This is a genomic window from Novosphingobium sp. YAF33 (genome assembly GCF_052113265.1).
Taxonomy (GTDB): Bacteria; Pseudomonadota; Alphaproteobacteria; order Sphingomonadales; family Sphingomonadaceae; genus Novosphingobium.
In genome coordinates this window covers 90,338-110,891 of sequence record NZ_JBFRCW010000009.1, presented here as the reverse complement: position 1 = coordinate 110,891, position 20,554 = coordinate 90,338, and the positions used below count along the sequence as shown (strand labels likewise).

Below are 20,554 nucleotides of genomic sequence, written 5' to 3'. Positions count from 1 at the left end.
AAAAAGGGCCGGAAGGATTCCTCCTTCCGGCCCCAATTCGCGTCGGTGACGGGAGTGGCTTAGAAGCCGCCCATGCCGCCCATGCCGCCCATGTCGGGCATTGCCGGCATGGAGGCCTTGTCTTCCGGCTTGTCGCTGATCGCCGCTTCGGTGGTGATCAGCAGGCCGGCAACCGAAGCCGCATCCTGCAGCGCGGTGCGGACGACCTTGGTCGGGTCGATCACGCCGGCAGCCTTCAGGTTCTCGTAGACGTCGGTCGCGGCGTTGAAGCCGATGTTCTCGTCGGTCTGGTCGAGCAGCTTGCCTGCAACGACGGCGCCGTCGCTGCCGGCGTTCTCGGCGATCTGCTTCACCGGAGCCGAGATCGCCTTGCGGACGATGTCCACGCCGCGGGTCTGGTCTTCGTTCGCGCCGGCCAAGCCGTCGAGAGCGCGGATCGCGTAGAGCAGCGCGGTACCGCCGCCGGGGACGATGCCTTCTTCAACCGCAGCGCGGGTCGCGTGGAGAGCGTCGTCGACGCGGTCCTTGCGTTCCTTCACTTCGACTTCGGTGGCACCGCCGACCTTGATGACGGCAACGCCGCCGGCCAGCTTGGCCAGGCGTTCCTGGAGCTTTTCACGGTCGTAGTCCGAAGTCGTGACTTCGATCTGCGAACGGATCTGCTCGACGCGGCCCTTGATTTCGTCATGCGAACCGGCGCCGTCGACAATGACGGTGTTGTCCTTGTCGATGGTGACCTTCTTGGCTTCGCCAAGCATGCCGAGCGTGACGCTCTCAAGCTTGATGCCGAGGTCTTCCGAGATCATCTCGCCGGCGGTCAGCGTGGCGATGTCGCCCAGCATGGCCTTGCGACGATCGCCGAAGCCCGGAGCCTTGACGGCCGCGATCTTCAGGCCGCCACGCAGCTTGTTGACGACGAGCGTGGCAAGAGCCTCGCCCTCGATGTCTTCGGCGATGATGAGGAGCGGACGACCCGACTGCACCACGGCTTCCAGGATCGGAAGCAGCGCCTGGAGCGACGAAAGCTTCTTTTCGTGGATGAGGATGTACGGGTTTTCGAGCTCGACCGTCATCTTGTCGGGGTTGGTGACGAAGTAGGGCGAGAGGTAGCCGCGATCGAACTGCATGCCTTCGACGACATCGAGTTCGAATTCGAGACCCTTGGCCTCTTCAACGGTGATCACGCCTTCCTTGCCGACCTTCTCCATCGCTTCGGCGATCTTCTCGCCGACTTCGACGTCGCCGTTGGCGGAGATGATGCCGACCTGGGCGATTTCGGCCGAACCGGCGACCGGGGTCGAGCGGGTCTTGAGGTTTTCGACGACCTTGTGGACAGCGAGGTCGATACCGCGCTTGAGGTCCATCGGGTTGATGCCGGCGGCAACCGACTTCATGCCTTCGCGAACGATCGCCTGGGCGAGGACGGTCGCGGTGGTGGTGCCGTCACCGGCCTTGTCGTTAGCCTTCGAGGCCACTTCGCGCAGCATCTGCGCGCCCATGTTCTCGAACTTGTCCTTGAGTTCGATTTCCTTGGCGACCGAGACACCGTCCTTGGTGATGCGGGGAGCGCCGAAGCTCTTCTCGATCACGACGTTGCGGCCCTTGGGGCCCAGGGTCACCTTGACGGCGTTGGCGAGGGTGTCGACGCCGGCGAGAATGCGTTCACGCGCGTCCCGGCCGAACTTTACGTCCTTGGCTGCCATTTTGAATTCCTTTTAGAAAATCTGGAAAATGCGGAAATCGTCGATTCTCAGCCGATAACGCCGAGGATGTCCGATTCCTTCATGATCAGCAGGTCTTCGCCGCCAACCTTGACTTCGGTGCCGGACCACTTGCCGAACAGCACGCGGTCGCCGACCTTGACGTCGAGCGGAGTGATGGTGCCGTTTTCGGCGCGGGCGCCGGTGCCGACGGCCACGATTTCGCCTTCAGCCGGCTTTTCCTTGGCGCTGTCGGGGATGATGATGCCACCGGCCGTCTTTTCTTCGGCCTCGACGCGGCGCACGAGAACACGGTCGTGCAGCGGGCGGAAAGTCATGGGGATCTCCCTAATCCTACGAACTAAAGGGCAAGAAACTGGAATTGGCACTCATGGTTGTAGAGTGCCAACGGCCGTGGATATGGTTCTGGCCCGAGGCGACGTCAAGCGCATCGCTTCCAAAAATTTCTCACCCGGTATGGGCGCGGGATGAGACGAGACGGTTACACCCGGTCGAGGTGGAACTCTTCGCGCCAGTGCCAGCGCGCCAGCAGCAGCACCGCCGCCACGGTCAGCCCCACGGCCAGGCCGATCCACACGCCCACGCCTTCCAGCGGGGTGAACAGGCCGAGCAGGGCCGAGGTGGCGAAGCCCGTGACCCAGTATCCGAACAGCGCGATGGCCATCGGCACGCGGGTGTCCTGGATGCCGCGCAGAGCGCCGGCCGCCACCGCCTGGAGCCCGTCGGTCAGCTGGAATATCGCCGCCACGAACAGGAAATGCAGCGCAAAACCCACGAGCACGGCGTTTTGCGGCGCCTCCACGTCGACATAGGCGGAAAGGATGAAGCGCGGCGCCAGCAGCATGGTCGATGCCGAGAGGACCATGAAGATCATCGCCACGGTGATCGCAGCCCAGCCTGCCAGTCCCACGCCGATGCGATTGCCCGCGCCGTAGTGATAGCCGACCCGGATCGTCGCGGCCTGACCCACGCCGAACGGCACCTGGAAGGCAAAAGCCGCGATCTGGAGGGCGACGGTATGGGCGGCAAGCTGCGCTTCGCCGATGCGCCCCATCAGGAACGCGGCGCCGCTGAACAGTCCACCCTCCGCAATGAGCGTCGCCGCGATCGGCAGGCCGAGCGAGAGGATCTGGCGCAGGCGCTGCCATTCGGTCCGCCAGATGCGCCCAAGCACATGATAGCGGCGCAGGCGGCGGTCGCTGCGGATGGCCACGATATAGGCCAGCACCATCACGCAGGCCGTGGTGATGCTGGCCAGCGCGGAACCCATGAGGCCGAGCGCCGGAAAGCCGAAGTGTCCGAAGACCAGCACGTAGTTGCCAGTGGCATTGACGCCAATCGCCAGCGCCGTGATCACCGTGGCGAAGAACGGCCGGCCCAACGCGGAAACGAAGGTGCGCAGCACGTTGGCGATGGTCATCGGCAGCACGGCGATGCTCACCAGCCTGAGGAAGGCCGACGCCGTCACGGAAACCTCGGGATCCTGCCCGGTGGCTTCCATCAGCAGGTTGCCCAATTGCGACAGCGCGATGGCGCCGAGGCTGAACAGGACCGCCACCCACAGCGCCATGCGCGTCGAGCGGCGCACTTCGCGCACGGAATTGCGGCGGCGGCCGATTTCAGCAGCGATCAGCGGGGCAACCGCGCCGGTCACGCCATTGATGCCCATCATCATCAGCGCGACGATCGCGATCGCCAGGCTTGAGGCCGCCAAGGCCTGCTGCCCCAGGCGCGCCACGAAAATCACGTCGGTCGCGAAGACCGCCATCTGCAGCAGGTTGGCGAGCGCCAGCGGCCCGGCAAGACGCATGGTGGCGCCCAATTCGGCGCGAAAAGTCGAAGGTAGAAGGTGCGAAGCCATTATCGGTCAGGGCGATACGGGAGCGGACCGACAAGCGAAAGGAAATTCCTGCCGTTTTCCTGCGGCTTCAAAGGCCGATTTGCGCTGCATCATGGCTTTCCATCCCACGCCCGGTCGAATAGGCACCACCGCAGCGCCGGAGGAACCATGACGCCTGCACGCCTTACTACTGTTGCTTCCCTGATCGCCCCCCTGCTCGTCCTCACCGCCTGCGGCGGATCGGGTCAGGATAGGTCCGAAACCGCGCAGACTTCCGCGGATGCCGGAACGTCCGCCAGCCCCCCGCCGGGCAATGCCCAGGCTGCCGCCGATGCGCCGGCGGCCTTTGCCGTCTGCCGTTCTTGCCACGCGGTGGAACCGGGCCGCAACGGCGTCGGCCCCTCGCTGTTCGGGATTGTCGGTACCAAGGCCGGCGACGTACCCGGCTACAACTTCAGCCCCGCCCTCAAGGCTTCGGGCGTGACCTGGGACCGGCAGTCGCTCGACACCTGGCTCCAGGGTCCGATGAAGATGGTGCCCGGCACGAAGATGGTGATCGGCGTGCCCGATCCGAAGAAGCGCCAGGATGTGATCGACTACCTCGAATCCCTGAAGTGAGACCGTCGCCCGGCCCCCCGCCGGGTTACCATCGGCGACAATTTACGACCGCGATCCGCCGCTTCCCGCTGCTAGGGCCTGCCATGGTGCGACATGGCTTCCAGCAGAAGAAGAACGGATGGACAGACAGGAACGGGAAGGCCTTGCGGCGGACCTGACGCGGATCGAACAGATGAATCTCGGCCGGCGGCGAATGCTTTCGCTGGGCGCGATCGGCGGACTCGCCGCGCTAGCCGGCTGCGCTGCGCCTGCGGGCCGGAGCGGACCGCCGGAAGGGCCGCCGTCTGGCGGCTGGGGCGGCCCACCGGCTGACGGCATGCGCGGCCCACCGCCCGGCGGCAGGCGCGGTCCCCCGCCCGGCGGCTTCGGCGATCATGGCCCGGGAGGACCGCCGCCGCAGATCGACAACGGCCCGGTCGTCACCGGCACCGCATCCAACGGCACGCGCTGCGTGGCCTTCGCGCGTGAGACCGAGGGGCCCTATCCTGCAGATGGCTCCAACACGGCGCGCGGACAGGTGGCCAACGTGCTCGGCCGCTCGGGCCTGCAGCGCCAGGACATTCGCAGCGACATCGGCGGCGGCAACGCGGCGCCCGGCATCCCGCTCGACCTCTCGCTGCGCCTCGTCGACGTCAACACCGGCTGCATGCCGCTTCCGGGCCATGCCATCTATCTCTGGCACTGCGATCCGAACGGCCAGTATTCGCTCTACGACCAGCCGGATCGCAGCTGGCTGCGCGGATTGCAGGTCACTGACGACAACGGCCTCGTCCGGTTCCGCACGATCGTGCCGGGGTGCTACATGGGCCGCTATCCCCATATCCACTTCGAAGCCTTCACCAGCCTGCCGATCGCGACGGCGGGGAAATTCGCGCGCCTGACCTCGCAGCTCGCCGTCCCCGCAGAGACCTGCGACGCGGCCTACACGTCCTCGATCTATGCGCGCTCGGCGCGAACCTGGGCGCAATCCCGCGAGATCGCGCGCGACATGGTTTTCGGCGACAATGGCGCCGAGCGGATCAAGGTGATGACACTGGAGGTCGGCGGCTCTGCGGCGGGCGGTTTCCAGGGGAGCGCCGTCATCGGCCTGGCCGGCTGACTTGGCCTGGCCGGCTGACTTGGGTTGGCCGGCTGACTTGGGTTGCGAAATGAAGGGCGCCGCGGGTACGCGCGGCGCCCTTCTTTCCACCGGTCCTTGCGGGGGGTGAGGCCGAAGGTGCGGCCAGAGCCAGGACCGGGAAAGCGAATCAGACCTTGCGGCCGGGCGGGACCTGCTGCTCGGCAGCGGGCTCGATCCGGGCGGGGAGAGCGGCCGGGATGGCACGGTTCGTGGCCCCGGCGGCATCGCAGCCGTCCGAAGCGGCTTGCGTCATCTTCGGCGCCGCGCCGGAGCCGTCGGAGCTGTAGGAGGCCGAGCGTGTGCAGCCCCGCGCGTCGGTGGACGAGGAATAATACGTCACATGCGAGCCGGCCGGCATGTCTCCGGCCAGGATCACGCCGGGTGCACCCTGCGCATGGCCGCCGGCCACCGCCTGCTGCTGCATCTGCGCGGCATGGCGCTGGACGAGCGCCGCCTGCTGCATCATCGCATCCATGTGCGCATCCATGGCTGCCGAGATCCGCGCCATTGCCATGAAGGGATCGGCCATGACCCCGCCATCACCGGCATCACCAGCCTCGGCGGCGGCTTCCACGGGCACGACTTCCACTTGCGGCGCGGTATCGCCGAAGTAGCGAACCTGGATCTGCGAACCGTCCGGCGCGTCGACGTTCATCGTGTGCAGCCTGGCCGTGGCTGCTTCGGCCACGCCCGCGCCCAGCAGGGCCAGCGCGGCAGCGCCGAAAAGATATGTCCTCGAAGGCATTCGCATGGGCAAACAACTCCTGAAAGCGGGCCGTCGGTGCAGCCCTTCCGGAGGCGAAAGCTGCGCCCGCCAAGCTGAACGCCGGATGACGGCGCCCCTTCGCTTCAGGCCCGCGCAGGCTCAGCTCATCGCCTGTAGAGCATGGCCACGTCGCACCGCTCGTAGCGCGCGCCGTACTGCGCCATGATGCCGGCATCGTGGCGGAAACCCAGCTTTTCGTAGAGGTGGATCGCCGCCTCGCAGTGCCTGTTGGTCAGGAGATAGAGCGGATCGGCGCCCATCTCCCCTGCCCGCGCAATCATGGCATCGAGCAGGAATTCCCCGGCTTTCAACCCGCGCGCAGAAGCCCGCACCCCCATTTTCGTGAGTTCGAACGACCGCTCCCCCGTCTTCTGCAACGCGCAAGTGCCGACGATCCCCAGCCCTTCCGCCTCCACGAACAGGATCGCCCCGCCCGGATCGACGATCCGCTGGCGCGGGTTTTCGAGAACCTCGCGATCGGTGGGTTCGAGGCGGAACATCGCCGCGATCCACTCCGCATTGATGTCGTGGAAATCCTGGGCAAGGCCATCCTCGAATTCGCGAATGCGCAGGACGGGCGGCTTCAGCCGATCGCAGCGCGCCACCATCGAGGATTCGTCCAGCGCGTTCTCGACCCGCTCCAGAAGCGCCAGCAAGGTCGCGGTCTCACCGCCGCACATCTCGTCCACGGCCAGCCCGATGCCGGGCCAGACATGCATGCGCGTCCGCGCCATGGCCGTTTCGCCGGCCGGGGTGAGCGATACGTGCCGCTGGCGAAGGTCGCTGCCCTGGGCCGTCTGAACCAGTCCCTGTGCGACGAGCTGGCCGATCGCGCGGGTGACGCCGGGCTGGCTGGAGCCCACGGCCTCGGCCAGTTGGCCGATCGTCCTGGCGCCATCGTCAAGCGCGGTCAGCAGCGGCATCTGGCCCGGCTGCGCGGGAATCCCCGCCGCCTGGATGATCTGCGCGGCATCGCCCTGGAGCCGCTCGGCCAGGCGCTTGAGGCGGCTGCCGAGATAGACACCGCCGAGACGGGCGATCACATCGGTCATGCATTCAACTCCATATCACGTTATATATCGCGTTATGGAGATAAGCCCGGACCGTCAAGCGGGCAAAGAGAAAGGGCGGCTCCGAGGAGCCGCCCTTCCCTGTCTGCTCGGAAGAACCGAGAGATCGATCCCGGAGCGAATCCGGGAGAATCCTTGCGGGCCGAAACCCGCAGCGGATTACTTGAGCTCGACGGTGCCGCCGGCTTCTTCGATCTTCTTCTTGATGTCTTCGGCTTCGGTCTTGTTGACGCCTTCCTTGACAGCCTTGGGAGCGCCTTCGACGAGAGCCTTGGCTTCAGCGAGGCCCAGACCGGTGATGGCGCGGACTTCCTTGATGACCTGGATCTTCTTGCCACCGTCGCCGGTGAGGATGACGTCGAATTCGGTCTTCTCTTCGACAGCGGCGCCAGCGTCGCCGGCCGGGGCAGCAGCCACGGCAACAGCGGCAGCGGCGGAAACGCCCCATGCTTCTTCAAGGGCCTTGGCGAGGTCAGCGGCCTCGAGGACGGTCAGCTGCGACAGTTCTTCAACAAGCTTGGCGATATCGGCCATGATAATAACTCCTGATCTGTGGTCCCGGGGTGCTGGATGCGGTCCACCGGGATAAATCGAAACGAATAGAATTGCTTAGGCTTGCCCTTTGGCGATCTGCGAGAGACCGCCTCAGGCCTGAGCTCAAGCAGCCTTGTCGGCGTAGGCAGCGAAGACGCGCGCCAGCTTGGCCGCCGGAGCGGTCTGAAGCTGTGCGATCTTGGTCGCCGGAGCCTGAACGAGGCCGATGAGCTTGGCGCGCAGTTCGTCGAGCGAGGGCATCGAGGCGAGAGCCTTGACACCATCGGCGTTCAGAACCTGCGAACCCATCGCGCCGCCGACGATCTCGATCTTGTCGGTCGTCTTGGCGAAGTCGACGACGGCCTTGGCAGCTGCGACGGGGTCCACCGAAGTGGCGATGGCCGTCGGGCCGCTGAGGAAGTCGCCGATACCGACATAGTCGGTGTCCGCGATGGCAAGCTTGGCAAGACTGTTCTTTGCAACCTTATAGGTAGCACCGGCATCACGAATCTTGCCGCGCAGGGCGGTGGACTGGGCCACCGACATGCCGAGGTTACGGGTGATGACCACCACGCCGACCTCGTTGAAGACTGCGTTGAGCTGGGCGACCGAATCGGCTTTCTGCAAACGATCCATGCCTTACTCCTTCACATGTGACCGCTTGGGACTTGCATCCCGCACGGCCGGCTACGTTTGTCCGAAGCGCAAATGCACTTCGGGCGAGTCCGTTGGCGATGGGGAAGGAGTTTTTCGTGCCGAAACACGAACCTGGCACCACATTCCGCGAAGGAATGCCGGGCCGGAAATTTTCCTGTTCCCCGTCTAGGCTGGAAATTAAGCCCTCGCAAATCGAGGGCACCAACTGTCTCGGACGGATGAACCATGGGCCGGGACCCATGTGGTTCGGCCGCGCCTTTGGCTGAAAGCGCGGCCCGAGTCAAGTTTCGCGAGTCAATCGATCTCAGATGGTCTCGCCGGCGGCATCGTAGCCCAGCAGGTCTCCGGGCTGGCAATCCAGTTCCCGGCAGATCGCTTCCAGCGTGGAGAAGCGGATGGCCTTGGCCTTGCCGGTCTTGAGGATCGAGAGATTGGCCAGGGTGATGCCGATGCGCTCCGCCAGTTCGGTCAGCGTCATGCGGCGGGCATGGAGCAGGTCGTCGAGCTTCACCACGATATTGCCTCCTTCTGTGCTGTCTTCGCCCATCAGACCGTCCCTTCCAGTTCGGCGCGCATCTCGGCGCCCTTGCGGAAGACCCGCGCCAGGATGAACAGGATCAGCATGAGCAGCAGGCCATTGCCCGAGATGCCGCCGATCGAGTCCAGATGAGTCTCGCCCTTGCCGATCTTGTTGATCAGCGCGCCCAGCGCCGAGAGCGGCAGGCCGAGAAGCTGCACGACAAGGCTGAGCCACGCCATCTGCGTCAGCCGCCGGGCGTTCTCGGGGACGAAGGGGTCGCCGTCGCCCACGGTGCCGACGATGCGCTTCAGCAGCTGGAATATCCGGAACAGCACCCCGCAAAGGACCGCCGCGAGGACCAGGATCCCGCTGACCACCCAATAGAACTGCGGCAGCAGCAGCGGCATTTCCCTGGCCATTTCCGCCGAGATCTCGTTCTGGAACGCCAGCATCGCCGGGATCGCGACGAGGCAGGCGCCGATGGCGAGGGCCATCGCGCCCATCAGGAACCAGAGCATGCCCTTGGCAATGGCGAGCAGCGGATCGCGGGTGAGCGCGTGCATGGTGGAAGTCATCGTCCTGCCCCTTTTCTGTTCGGCTTACATCAAGGCCGGCGCGACGGGCGCGGCGATGACGATGCGCGTGACGGCGCCGTCGCGGGGGGCCGTGTCATGGACCGCCGTATCGGCCGCATGCGCGGGCGCGGAGATCGTCGGCAGCCAGAAGCCGGCAACGAAAGCCAGGGAAAGGACAATGGCGAAAGGTCGGCTGGCGGCCTGGGTAGTCGAGAAGATCATTGTTCGTTCTCCGATATGCCTGATATCGAAATTCAATAAACTCGATTCGGCATATCGTCAAACAATAATATTGAAAAACGATATGAGGCTCGTTGCTTTTCGAGAAGCACCGTCGAAAATACACGAGAATCCGCCCCTCTGGATCCGGTTCCCGAGTGCCCCCACGCCCTGTTCCATGGCCGCGCGGGAAGCGATGGCCGTGCGAGGTCTGTCAGGTCCGGACCCGCGAATCGCGCAGGCAACGAAAAGCGGGGCGGCTCCCTGAGGAACCGCCCCGCACACGCCGGCTTGCCGCGTAGGGGTTACGGCAGCGCGGCGTCAGACCTCGACCGGCTCCTTGCGCCCGGCAATTGCCGGCGCGGCGGGCGTGGTCGTTGGCTTGTACGTGCGCCAGTCGAAGGGCTTGCCCTCGGTCTGCGCATGCTCGCGGCGTTGCAGGATCAGGCGCGCGCGGCGCATGCGGCCCTTGCGCGAGGTGAAGGGATTGGCGGCGTCAGGCGGCGCATCGACCATGGCTTCGAGCAAGGCCCGGCGATCCTGCTGCAAGGGCACGGGACCTTCCGCCATCGCATCGGCCGAAGGACCTGTCGGCGGCGGGATCACGGCCGCGGTCGCGATCGGCACGGCGGCCTCGGCGGGACGCGCCTCCGCGGCGGGTTCCAGCGGCTGCACATAGGCTCTGTCGTCGACGGAGGTCGCTGCCCAGGGCTCGGAATAGGAATCGGCCTCCGGTTCGGGCTTGCGGCGACGCATCATCATCGCCGCGATACCCGCACCGGCCACGCCAAGGGCCGCCAGCAGGCCAAGGACACCCTCGACCGGCAGACCCTGGTTTCGGGCCGCTCCATTTCCGGCAGGCGCGCTGGCAGCGGGTGCAGCCAGCGCGGCCGCGGATGGGCTAACAGACGATGCATCACGCGGCGGCGGCGCAGCGACGGGCGGCGGAGCATCGCCGCGGGCGAGCGCCCCGTCACGCGCGGCGCCCGCATCGGCCGCCGTGGGCACGCGCGTCGGCTCGGGAGCCGAGCGGGCGATAGCCCGCGCCGGAGCGGTACTGCTGGCCGCCTCGGCAGGCGCTGCGGGCAGCGGCGCCGCATTGCTTGCACTCGAGGCCGCTTCAGGGCTGGCCGCTTCCGGCGCAGCCACGGCCGGTGCTGGACTGAAATCGGGCAGCACGACCTGGGGCGCCACCGGAGCGGGCGCCGGCGGCACGGCGCTGGGCAGAGCAGGCACCACGACCGTGCTGGGAACCGGCGCCGAGCCCGGCTGGGTCGGCAAGGTGGTACCGGACGTCATGTCCTGGGCCTGAGCCGGGGCCAGAGCCGAGGTTGCAGAAAGCACGAGAACGGCGGCAATCGCCGTTACCGCGCCATACGAGCGGGGGGCGGGATCTTTTTCCATGCAAGCTCAATGCATGGGAGACGATGAAGTTACGCCGAAATGACTTGCCAAGAGACGAAAGGAAATGAAAAGCCGGACGAAATGCACACATCTACGCATTTATACACATATCCGTTCGAATCAGCCGCGCTCTATTAAATTGGCGCCGCCGGATGTTAATTTGACGTTCACGCGAAAATTGACGATACTATCGCTCCTGGATTGACGCGCGCCCTCCGCTTTCGCGAATCTTTCTGCGCGCCATCGCCAGACGGTTTGACACCAGGCCCCTCCACTTCTATATGACGCCCTCGCTCGATCGCTTCGAGCAAGGCTTGTCCATGCGCGGGGACAGGCCCGGGAAGGAAGCGATACGGGTTTCATCTGACGCAGAAGGCTGCTGGCCGCATCGGTAAAACTCCAGGTTTTCCGCGCGTGCCGGGCGGCCTTTTGGCGTTTCGGATGCCCTGCCCCACGCAGGGATAACGTCACTCGCGACGACGAATTTTTCCGGCCCGATTCACGCGAATCGGTCCTTTGAAGCGAAGAGGCAAAGACCAGCTCATGGCCACCAAGCCCGCAAGCGTCCGCTCTGCAAAGAAGCGGATCCGCAAGATCTTCGGCGACATCCACGAAGTCGTCCAGATGCCCAACCTGATCGAGGTCCAGCGCGAGAGCTACGAGCAGTTCCTGCGCTCGAACCCTGCGACGGGCTACGTCTCGGGCCTGGAAAAGACCCTGCGTTCGGTCTTCCCGATCCGTGACTTCGCCGGCACCAGCGAACTCGACTTCGTGCACTACGAGCTGGAAGAGCCGAAGTACGACGTGACCGAGTGCCGCCAGCGCGGCATCACTTATGCGGCCCCGATGAAGGTCACGCTGCGCCTCATCGTGTTCGAAGTCGATGCCGAGACCGAGACCCGTTCGGTCCTCGATATCAAGGAGCAGGACGTCTACATGGGCGACATGCCGCTCATGACCGAGAACGGCACCTTCTTCATCAACGGCACCGAGCGCGTGATCGTCTCGCAGATGCACCGTTCGCCGGGCGTCCTGTTCGACCACGACCGCGGCAAGACCCACTCCTCGGGCAAGTTCCTCTTCGCGGCCCGCGTGATCCCTTACCGCGGTTCCTGGCTGGACTTCGAGTTCGACGCCAAGGACATCGTCAACGTCCGTATCGACCGCAAGCGCAAGCTGCCGGTGACCTCGCTGCTGTTCGGCCTCGGCCTCGATAACGAAGCGATCCTCGACTACTTCTACGAGACGGTCACCTGGAAGCGCGGTTCGGGCGGCTGGCAGCTGCCTTATCAGTCGGAAGCCTGGCGCGGCGCCAAGCCCGCCTTCGACATCGTCGACGCCAAGTCGGGCGAAGTCGTGTTCCCGGCCGGCACCAAGATCAGCCCCCGTGCCGCCAACAAGGCGCAGAAGGACGGTCTTGAAGAGCTGCTGATCCCGACCGAGGAAATCTTCGGCCGCTATTCGGCCAAGGATCTCATCAACGAGTCGACCGGCCGCATCTACATCGAAGCCGGCGACGAAGTTTCGCCCGAGAACCTCGAGGCGCTCGACCAGGCCGGCATCGACCAGATCGACCTGCTCGACATCGACGACGTGAACACCGGTCCCTGGATCCGCAACACGCTCAAGGCCGACAAGGCCGAGAACCGCGACATGGGTCTGGAAGCGATCTACAAGGTCATGCGTCCGGGCGAACCGCCGACGAAGGAAACCGCCGAAGCCCTCTTCGCCGGCCTGTTCTTCGACGCCGATCGCTACGACCTCTCGGCCGTGGGCCGCGTGAAGATGAACATGCGCCTGGGCCTCGATGCCGAGGACACCGTCACCACGCTGCGCGTCGAGGACATCCTCGCCGTGGTCAAGGAACTGGTCGGCCTCAAGGACGGCAAGGGCGAGATCGACGACATCGACAACCTCGGCAACCGCCGCGTGCGTTCGGTGGGCGAGCTGCTTGAGAACCAGTACCGCGTCGGCCTGCTCCGCATGGAGCGCGCCGTGAAGGAGCGCATGTCGTCGGTGGACGTGTCGACGGTCATGCCGAACGACCTCATCAACGCCAAGCCTGCCGTGGCCGCCGTTCGCGAGTTCTTCGGTTCCTCGCAGCTCTCGCAGTTCATGGACCAGACCAACCCGCTGTCGGAAGTCACTCACAAGCGCCGCGTTTCGGCCTTGGGCCCGGGTGGTCTCACCCGTGAGCGCGCCGGCTTCGAAGTCCGCGACGTTCACCCGACGCACTATGGCCGTATCTGCCCGATTGAAACGCCGGAAGGCCCGAACATCGGTCTGATCAACTCGCTGTCGACTTTCGCGCGCGTCAACAAGTACGGCTTCATCGAAACCCCCTACCGCCGCGTCGTCGACGGTCATGTTTCGAAGGACGTCGTCTATCTCTCCGCCATGGAAGAGCAGAAGCACACCGTCGCGCAGGCGTCGGCTGAGCTGAACACCGACGGTTCGTTCGTCGAGGAACTCGTCTCGGCTCGCCAGAACGGCGAATTCGTGATGAGCCCGCGCGACCAGATCACGCTGATGGACGTTTCGCCCAAGCAGCTCGTCTCGGTGGCCGCCTCGCTCATTCCGTTCCTGGAAAACGACGACGCCAACCGCGCGCTCATGGGCTCGAACATGCAGCGTCAGGCCGTGCCGCTCGTGAAGGCGGACGCTCCGTTCGTCGGCACCGGCATGGAAGAAACCGTTGCGCGTGACTCCGGCGCCGCGATCTCGGCGCTGCGCGCCGGCATCGTAGACCAGGTCGACGCAACGCGTATCGTCATCCGCGCCTCGGGCGATATCGAACCCGGCAAGTCCGGCGTCGACATCTACCGCCTGCAGAAGTTCGAGCGTTCGAACCAGTCGACCTGCATCAACCAGCGTCCGCTGGTGAAGGTGGGCGAAGTGATCCAGGCCGGCGACACCATCGCCGACGGTCCTTCGACCGAGCTGGGCGAACTGGCCCTGGGCCGCAACGTGCTCGTCGCGTTCATGCCCTGGAACGGCTACAACTACGAAGACTCCATCCTGATCTCCGAGCGGATCGTGAAGGAAGACGTCTTCACCTCGATCCACATCGACGAGTTCGAAGTGATGGCCCGCGACACCAAGCTGGGTCCGGAAGACATCACGCGCGACATCCCGAACGTCGGCGAGGAAGCCCTGCGCAACCTCGACGAAGCGGGCATCGTCTACATCGGCGCCGAAGTGCACCCGGGTGACATCCTGGTCGGCAAGATCACGCCAAAGGGCGAAAGCCCGATGACGCCGGAAGAAAAGCTCCTCCGCGCCATCTTCGGTGAAAAGGCTTCGGACGTCCGCGACACCTCGCTGCGTCTGCCGCCGGGCGTTTCGGGCACCATCGTCGACGTGCGCGTGTTCAACCGCCACGGCATCGAGGTCGACGACCGTACCCGCGCGATCCAGAACGAGGAAATCGAACGCCTCGCCAAGGACCGCGAGGACGAACGCGCCATCCTCAACCGCGCCACCTACAACCGTCTGAAGGACATGCTTCTCGGCCAGGTCGCCGCTTCGGCGCCCAAGGGCATCAAGAAGGGCGTGGACATCACCGACGAGGTGCTGGACGAGGTCGAGCGTCACGAGTGGTGGAAGTTCGCCGTTGCGGACGACCACATGCAGTCGCAGCTCGAAGCGGTGAAGACCCAGTACGACCTCACCGTCAAGGCGATCCAGGAGAAGTTCGAGGACCGCAAGGAGAAGCTGGAACGCGGTGACGAACTCGCGCCCGGCGTGCTCAAGATGGTCAAGGTCTTCGTGGCCGTGAAGCGCAAGCTTCAGCCGGGCGACAAGATGGCCGGCCGTCACGGCAACAAGGGTATCATCAGCCGCATCCTGCCGCTGGAAGACATGCCCTTCCTCGAGGACGGTACCCCCGTCGACTTCGTGCTGAACCCGCTGGGCGTGCCTTCGCGCATGAACGTCGGCCAGATCTTCGAGACGCACCTCGGCTGGGCCGCTCGCGGCCTGGGCGCGCGTATCGGCGCGGCTCTGGACGACTGGCGCGCAGCCAACCCGGATCCCGTGGCCGGCGAACCGCCGGAAGCGGTCCGCGAGCTGCTCAAGGAAGTCTACGGCTCCAACTACACCGCCGAGATCGAGGCGCGCAGTGACGAGCAGATCGTCGAATTCGCTCAGTCCGTCCGCAAGGGCGTGCCGATGGGTTCGCCGGTCTTCGACGGCGCCGTCGAGAAGGACGTCACCGACATGCTTCGCCTCGCCGGTCTCGACGAGTCGGGCCAGGTGGACCTTTACGACGGCCGCACCGGCGATCGTTTCGACCGCAAGGTGACCGTCGGCTGCAAGTACGTGCTCAAGCTGCACCACCTTGTCGACGACAAGATCCACGCGCGTTCGATCGGCCCCTACTCGCTCGTCACCCAGCAGCCGCTGGGCGGTAAGGCGCAGTTCGGTGGCCAGCGCTTCGGTGAAATGGAGGTCTGGGCTCTCCAGGCCTACGGCGCGGCTTACACGCTCCAGGAAATGCTGACGGTGAAATCGGACGACGTGGTCGGCCGCACCAAGGTCTACGAAGCGATCGTCAAGGGCGACGATACCTTCGAGGCCGGCATCCCCGAGAGCTTCAACGTGCTCGTCAAGGAAATGCGCTCGCTGGGCCTCAACGTCGAGCTTACCAGCCACGACGACAACGAGGACGACGACGGCGTGGCCCTGGCGGCGGAATAACGGGATCGGGCGGGGCCCGCACGGCCCCGCCTTCCCTTCCTTCCGCCTCGAGAATTCACCCCCAGAGGGACTGAAACATGAACGACCTGACCAAGTTCACCAACCAGATGGCGAAGCCCGAGACCTTCGATCAGATCCAGATCGGTCTGGCCTCGCCCGAGCGCATCCGCTCCTGGTCCTTCGGCGAGATCAAGAAGCCGGAAACCATCAACTACCGTACGTTCAAGCCTGAGCGTGACGGCCTTTTCTGCGCCCGCATCTTCGGTCCCGTGAAGGACTACGAATGCCTTTGCGGCAAGTACAAGCGCATGAAGTACAAGGGCGTCGTCTGCGAAAAGTGCGGCGTCGAAGTCACCGTCACCAAGGTGCGCCGCGAGCGCATGGGCCACATCGAGCTGGCCGCACCGGTCGCGCACATCTGGTTCCTGAAGTCGCTGCCTTCGCGCATCGGCCTGCTGCTCGACATGCAGCTCAAGCAGCTTGAGCGCGTTCTCTACTTCGAAAGCTACATCGTGATCGAGCCGGGCCTGACCCCGCTCGAGAAGTACCAGCTCCTCACCGAAGACGAGATGCTCGACGCCCAGGACGAGTACGGCGAGGATTCGTTCTCCGCCGGCATCGGCGCCGAGGCGGTGAAGCACATGCTCATCAACCTCGACCTCCAGCAGGAGCGTGCGGACCTTCTCCAGGAACTTGAGACGACCAAGTCGGAACTCAAGCCCAAGAAGATCATCAAGCGCCTCAAGGTCGTGGAATCATTCATCGATTCGGGCAACCGCCCCGAGTGGATGATTCTCGACGTCGTGCCGGTCATTCCGCCCGAACTGCGCCCGCTGGTGCCGCTGGATGGTGGCCGCTTCGCGACCTCGGACCTCAACGACCTCTATCGCCGCGTCATCAACCGCAACAACCGCCTGAAGCGCCTGATCGAGCTGCGTGCGCCGGACATCATCGTCCGCAACGAAAAGCGCATGCTGCAGGAAGCGGTCGACGCCCTGTTCGACAACGGCCGCCGCGGCCGCGTCATCACCGGCGCCAACAAGCGTCCGCTGAAGTCGCTGTCCGACATGCTCAAGGGCAAGCAGGGCCGCTTCCGTCAGAACCTGCTCGGCAAGCGCGTCGACTATTCGGGCCGTTCGGTCATCGTGACCGGACCGGAACTCAAGCTGCACCAGTGCGGCCTGCCGAAGAAGATGGCGCTCGAGCTGTTCAAGCCGTTCATCTACGCCCGTCTGGACGCCAAGGGTCTTTCCATGACCCTGAAGCAGGCCAAGAAGTGGGTCGAGAAGGAGCGCAAGGAAGTCTGGGACATCCTCGACGAAGTCATTCGCGAGCACCCGGTCATGCTGAACCGCGCGCCGACGCTTCACCGTCTGGGCATCCAGGCGTTCGAGCCGGTCCTGATCGAAGGCAAGGCGATCCAGCTGCACCCGCTCGTCTGCTCGGCGTTCAACGCCGACTTCGACGGTGACCAGATGGCCGTCCACGTGCCGCTCTCGCTGGAAGCCCAGCTCGAAGCGCGCGTGCTGATGATGTCGACCAACAACATCCTCTCGCCGGCAAACGGCAAGCCGATCATCGTTCCTTCGCAGGACATGGTTCTCGGCCTGTACTACCTGTCGATGGACCGCATCGGCGAGCCGGGCGAAGGCATGAAGTTCGCGGACATGGCCGAAGTGCACCAGGCGCTTCACGTCGGTGCCGTGACGCTGCACTCGAAGATCGAGGCCCGCGTGCCGCAGACCGACGAGAACGGCGAGCAGTACATGAAGCGCTTCGAGACCACGCCGGGCCGCATGCTGCTGGGCGAATGCCTGCCGAAGTCGCACACCGTGCCCTTCGACGTCGTCAACCGCCTTCTCACCAAGAAGGAAATCGGCGACGTCATCGACCAGGTCTACCGCCACACCGGCCAGAAGGACACGGTGCTGTTCGCCGACGCGATCATGTCGCTCGGCTTCCGCAACGCGTTCAAGGCGGGCATCTCCTTCGGCAAGGATGACATGATCATCCCGGACTCGAAGGAAGCCCTGGTCGGCGAAACCAAGGAACTGGTTGCCGACTACGAGCAGCAGTACCAGGACGGCCTGATCACCCAGCAGGAAAAGTACAACAAGGTGATCGACGCCTGGAGCCGTTGCGGCGACCAGGTGGCGAACGCCATGATGGAAGAGCTGAAGGCTCAGCCGGTCGATCCCGAGACGGGCCGCATGGCCCAGATCAACTCGATCTACATGATGAGCCACTCCGGTGCGCGTGGTAGCCCGGCGCAGATGAAGCAGCTTGGCGGTATGCGCGGCCTCATGGCCAAGCCGTCGGGCGAGATCATCGAAACGCCGATCATCTCGAACTTCAAGGAAGGTCTGACCGTTCTTGAATACTTCAACTCGACCCACGGTGCTCGTAAGGGCCTGGCGGATACGGCGCTCAAGACGGCAAACTCGGGTTACCTGACCCGCCGTCTGGTCGACGTGTCGCAGGACTGCGTCGTCGTGATCGAGGATTGCGGTACCGAGCGCGCGCTGGAAATGCGTTCGATCGTGCAGGGCGGTTCCACCATCGCCTCGCTCGCCGAGCGTATCCTGGGTCGTACCCTGGCCGAAGACATTGCCGACAAGGAAGGCAACGTCATCGCCGCCAAGGGCCAGCTCCTGGACGAAGCCGCCGTGGCTGCGATCGAGGCGACCGGCCTGCAGGCTGCCCGCATCCGTTCGCCGCTGGTCTGCGAAGCCCAGCAGGGCGTCTGCGGCAAGTGCTACGGCCGTGACCTCGCACGCGGTACGCCGGTCAACATCGGTGAAGCTGTCGGCGTCATCGCCGCACAGTCGATCGGTGAACCGGGCACGCAGCTCACCATGCGTACCTTCCACATCGGCGGCGCCGCCCAGCTGAACGAAACCAGCCACCTGGAATCGATCTGCGAAGGCTCGGTCGAATATCGCGACATCCCGACGATCGTGGACAAGCGCGGCCGTCGCCTCTCGCTGGCCCGTAACGGCGAAATCGTCGTGATGGACACCGAAGGCCGCGAGCGCGCCATGCATCGCGTGCCTTACGGCACCGTGCTGCTCCACACCAATGGCGCGAAGGTGAAGGAAGGCGAACGCCTGGCCGAGTGGGATCCGTTCTCGCTCCCGATCATCACCGAAACCTCGGGTACGGTGAAGTATCAGGACCTGATCGACACCCGCACGCTGACCGAGCATGTCGACGATGCGACCGGCATGACCAGCCGCGTCGTGACGGAAGACCGTTCGTCGCGCACCGCGAAGAAGAAGGAGGACCTGCGTCCGCGCATCACCCTTCTCGACGACGCCTCCGGCGAATCTGCGCGCTACATGATGGCGCCGGGCACGACGCTCTCGGTGGAAGACGGCCAGACCGTCGAGGCCGGCGACATCATCGCCCGTGCCTCGCGCGAAGCCGCCAAGACCCGCGACATCACCGGCGGTCTGCCGCGCGTTGCCGAACTGTTCGAGGCCCGCAAGCCGAAGGACAACTCGATCATCGCCAAGGTCTCCGGCCGCATCGAGTTCGTGCGTGACTACAAGGCCAAGCGCAAGATCGCGATCATCCCGGAAGAGGGTGATCCGGTTGAGTACCTGATCCCGAAGAGCCGCGTGATCGACGTGCAGGAAGGCGACTTCGTCAAGAAGGGCGACAACCTGATTTCGGGCTCGCCCGATCCGCACGACATTCTGGAAGTTCTCGGCGTCGAGGCACTTGCGGAATACCTCGTGGCGGAAATCCAGGAAGTCTACCGCTTGCAGGGCGTGAAGATCAACGACAAGCACATCGAGACGATCGTTCGTCAGATGCTGCAGAAGGTTGAGATCACGGCCGGTGGCGACACCACCCTGCTGCCGGGCGAACAGGTCGACTACGAGGAAATGTTCGAGATCAACAGCAAGCTTCCCGAGGGCAAGATGCCCGCGGAAGGCAAGCCGGTGCTGCTCGGCATCACCAAGGCCTCGCTGCAGACCCGCTCGTTCATCTCGGCGGCGTCGTTCCAGGAGACCACCCGCGTGCTCACGCAGGCGGCTGTCGAGGGCAAGAAGGACTCGCTCATCGGCCTCAAGGAAAACGTCATCGTCGGCCGCCTCATCCCGGCGGGTACCGGTGCCGGCATGAACCGCGTCCGCGTGGCGGCCACCAGCCGCGATGCCGCCCTGCGCGCGTCCTACCGCCGCCTGCAGGAATCTCTGATCGCCGCCAACACGGCGGAAGAAGAGCATGCAGCCGAACTGGCCCAGGGCCCGGAAGCCGCGATCGGCAACGATCCGCTTGCAGCGGTCGAGGGTGAAACCCATGGTCTGGACGCCGATGCCGGCGATTACCTGATCAAGGGCGACGACCAGTCGGAAGGCGAACAGCCGGAAGGTGGCGACGAGGCGTAAGTCTCCACGCTACCGCCTGACAGGCAGAATAAGGGCCCCGCCGGAGCGATCCGGCGGGGCCTTTTGCTTTGGGCATGACGGGCCTGCGTCAAGGCGGTGCGGCAAAGGGGCGGCTTCGATAGGCGGCTTACCGCGCTCGACGGGCGACATGGCTCGCGGGCGCCTTTACGGGCATAGCGACCGCACCCCCGCTCTCTCGCAAGGCTGGTTCCGGATGGGCAACCCTGAGTCCAAGATCGTACCTGCCGCGATGGCTTCGGTCATCGCCATGGCTGCGCTCGCAGTCTGGTCCAGCCTTGCGGGATTCAGCGCCTTCGCCTGACGCCCATTCCTGCTGGATTGGCATTTCAGGGGACGCCGACGTCCGATCGCGGAGAGGTAGAGCCGCTCTCGATTCGATTACGCCGGATCCACG

Annotated in this window: 16 protein-coding genes; 5 read left to right on the top strand and 11 right to left on the bottom strand. The window is 64.9% G+C overall.

The features are described 5' to 3' along the window. Positions 1-59 precede the first annotated feature (59 nt). The 3 genes from groL to AB4Z00_RS19185 all read right to left on the bottom strand — a co-directional run bounded on the left by groL (position 60) and on the right by AB4Z00_RS19185 (position 3,531). Positions 60-1,703, bottom strand: a complete 1,644-nt coding sequence (gene groL / locus AB4Z00_RS19195) for a chaperonin GroEL (protein ID WP_132264534.1) — start codon at positions 1,701-1,703, stop codon at positions 60-62. 47 nt (positions 1,704-1,750) lie between these two features. Continuing rightward, on the bottom strand, positions 1,751-2,038 hold the full coding sequence (gene groES / locus AB4Z00_RS19190) for a co-chaperone GroES (protein WP_086492655.1): 288 nt from the start codon (positions 2,036-2,038) through the stop codon (positions 1,751-1,753). Between the two features lie 164 nt (positions 2,039-2,202). After that, entirely contained in the window at positions 2,203-3,531 is a 1,329-nt protein-coding gene (locus tag AB4Z00_RS19185; protein ID WP_243654139.1) for an MATE family efflux transporter, read from the bottom strand. A 198-nt stretch (positions 3,532-3,729) separates the two neighbouring features. Between AB4Z00_RS19185 and AB4Z00_RS19180 the strand changes: the two genes are divergently transcribed. Next, complete coding sequence (locus tag AB4Z00_RS19180; RefSeq protein ID WP_442046927.1) at positions 3,730-4,179, top strand: c-type cytochrome; 450 nt, start codon at positions 3,730-3,732, stop codon at positions 4,177-4,179. A 118-nt stretch (positions 4,180-4,297) separates the two neighbouring features. Next, positions 4,298-5,278: a dioxygenase family protein gene (locus AB4Z00_RS19175; protein WP_442046926.1), complete on the top strand. Its 981-nt coding sequence runs from the start codon at positions 4,298-4,300 to the stop codon at positions 5,276-5,278. A gap of 148 nt (positions 5,279-5,426) precedes the next feature. Here AB4Z00_RS19175 and AB4Z00_RS19170 read toward each other — a convergent pair whose 3' ends face one another. The 8 genes from AB4Z00_RS19170 to AB4Z00_RS19135 form a co-directional block, all read right to left on the bottom strand. Then, positions 5,427-6,050 carry a hypothetical protein gene (locus AB4Z00_RS19170; protein ID WP_442046925.1) on the bottom strand — a complete coding sequence of 208 codons (624 nt, stop codon included), beginning with the start codon at positions 6,048-6,050 and terminating at the stop codon, positions 5,427-5,429. 119 nt (positions 6,051-6,169) lie between these two features. Next, positions 6,170-7,117: a bifunctional helix-turn-helix transcriptional regulator/GNAT family N-acetyltransferase gene (locus AB4Z00_RS19165; RefSeq protein WP_442046924.1), complete on the bottom strand. Its 948-nt coding sequence runs from the start codon at positions 7,115-7,117 to the stop codon at positions 6,170-6,172. A gap of 177 nt (positions 7,118-7,294) precedes the next feature. After that, complete coding sequence (gene rplL / locus AB4Z00_RS19160) at positions 7,295-7,669, bottom strand: 50S ribosomal protein L7/L12 (RefSeq protein WP_132264523.1); 375 nt, start codon at positions 7,667-7,669, stop codon at positions 7,295-7,297. A gap of 123 nt (positions 7,670-7,792) precedes the next feature. After that, positions 7,793-8,305, bottom strand: coding sequence for a 50S ribosomal protein L10 (rplJ, locus tag AB4Z00_RS19155; protein WP_132264521.1), 513 nt, complete (start codon positions 8,303-8,305; stop codon positions 7,793-7,795). A 325-nt stretch (positions 8,306-8,630) separates the two neighbouring features. Next, entirely contained in the window at positions 8,631-8,873 is a 243-nt protein-coding gene (locus AB4Z00_RS19150; RefSeq protein WP_132264519.1) for a helix-turn-helix domain-containing protein, read from the bottom strand. Continuing rightward, the gene (locus AB4Z00_RS19145) at positions 8,873-9,421 is read right to left on the bottom strand and encodes a DUF2975 domain-containing protein (protein ID WP_442046923.1); all 549 of its coding nucleotides are present in this window, start codon (positions 9,419-9,421) and stop codon (positions 8,873-8,875) included. Before AB4Z00_RS19145 ends, AB4Z00_RS19150 begins: the two co-directional genes overlap by 1 nt. A 24-nt stretch (positions 9,422-9,445) precedes the next feature. Beyond that, on the bottom strand, positions 9,446-9,643 hold the full coding sequence (locus AB4Z00_RS19140) for a hypothetical protein (RefSeq protein WP_442046922.1): 198 nt from the start codon (positions 9,641-9,643) through the stop codon (positions 9,446-9,448). Positions 9,644-9,961: 318 nt separating this feature from the next. Beyond that, on the bottom strand, positions 9,962-11,044 hold the full coding sequence (locus AB4Z00_RS19135) for a hypothetical protein (protein WP_442046921.1): 1,083 nt from the start codon (positions 11,042-11,044) through the stop codon (positions 9,962-9,964). Positions 11,045-11,587: 543 nt separating this feature from the next. Here AB4Z00_RS19135 and rpoB point away from each other — a divergent pair. The 3 genes from rpoB to AB4Z00_RS19120 all read left to right on the top strand — a co-directional run bounded on the left by rpoB (position 11,588) and on the right by AB4Z00_RS19120 (position 20,461). Further along, positions 11,588-15,742, top strand: a complete 4,155-nt coding sequence (gene rpoB, locus AB4Z00_RS19130; RefSeq protein WP_132264514.1) for a DNA-directed RNA polymerase subunit beta — start codon at positions 11,588-11,590, stop codon at positions 15,740-15,742. 77 nt (positions 15,743-15,819) lie between these two features. After that, on the top strand, positions 15,820-20,139 hold the full coding sequence (gene rpoC, locus AB4Z00_RS19125) for a DNA-directed RNA polymerase subunit beta' (protein ID WP_132264512.1): 4,320 nt from the start codon (positions 15,820-15,822) through the stop codon (positions 20,137-20,139). 148 nt (positions 20,140-20,287) lie between these two features. After that, positions 20,288-20,461 carry a hypothetical protein gene (locus AB4Z00_RS19120; RefSeq protein ID WP_165921361.1) on the top strand — a complete coding sequence of 58 codons (174 nt, stop codon included), beginning with the start codon at positions 20,288-20,290 and terminating at the stop codon, positions 20,459-20,461. Positions 20,462-20,554: the final 93 nt, after the last annotated feature.

Coding starts and splice junctions, on each gene's coding strand:
- groL (WP_132264534.1), bottom strand. CDS start 1,703: ATGGCAGCCAAGGACGTAAAGTTCGGCCGGGACGCGCGTGAACGCATT.
- groES (WP_086492655.1), bottom strand. CDS start 2,038: ATGACTTTCCGCCCGCTGCACGACCGTGTTCTCGTGCGCCGCGTCGAG.
- AB4Z00_RS19185 (WP_243654139.1), bottom strand. CDS start 3,531: ATGCGTCTTGCCGGGCCGCTGGCGCTCGCCAACCTGCTGCAGATGGCG.
- AB4Z00_RS19180 (WP_442046927.1), top strand. CDS start 3,730: ATGACGCCTGCACGCCTTACTACTGTTGCTTCCCTGATCGCCCCCCTG.
- AB4Z00_RS19175 (WP_442046926.1), top strand. CDS start 4,298: ATGGACAGACAGGAACGGGAAGGCCTTGCGGCGGACCTGACGCGGATC.
- AB4Z00_RS19170 (WP_442046925.1), bottom strand. CDS start 6,050: ATGCGAATGCCTTCGAGGACATATCTTTTCGGCGCTGCCGCGCTGGCC.
- AB4Z00_RS19165 (WP_442046924.1), bottom strand. CDS start 7,117: ATGACCGATGTGATCGCCCGTCTCGGCGGTGTCTATCTCGGCAGCCGC.
- rplL (WP_132264523.1), bottom strand. CDS start 7,669: ATGGCCGATATCGCCAAGCTTGTTGAAGAACTGTCGCAGCTGACCGTC.
- rplJ (WP_132264521.1), bottom strand. CDS start 8,305: ATGGATCGTTTGCAGAAAGCCGATTCGGTCGCCCAGCTCAACGCAGTC.
- AB4Z00_RS19150 (WP_132264519.1), bottom strand. CDS start 8,873: ATGGGCGAAGACAGCACAGAAGGAGGCAATATCGTGGTGAAGCTCGAC.
- AB4Z00_RS19145 (WP_442046923.1), bottom strand. CDS start 9,421: ATGACTTCCACCATGCACGCGCTCACCCGCGATCCGCTGCTCGCCATT.
- AB4Z00_RS19140 (WP_442046922.1), bottom strand. CDS start 9,643: ATGATCTTCTCGACTACCCAGGCCGCCAGCCGACCTTTCGCCATTGTC.
- AB4Z00_RS19135 (WP_442046921.1), bottom strand. CDS start 11,044: ATGGAAAAAGATCCCGCCCCCCGCTCGTATGGCGCGGTAACGGCGATT.
- rpoB (WP_132264514.1), top strand. CDS start 11,588: ATGGCCACCAAGCCCGCAAGCGTCCGCTCTGCAAAGAAGCGGATCCGC.
- rpoC (WP_132264512.1), top strand. CDS start 15,820: ATGAACGACCTGACCAAGTTCACCAACCAGATGGCGAAGCCCGAGACC.
- AB4Z00_RS19120 (WP_165921361.1), top strand. CDS start 20,288: ATGGCTCGCGGGCGCCTTTACGGGCATAGCGACCGCACCCCCGCTCTC.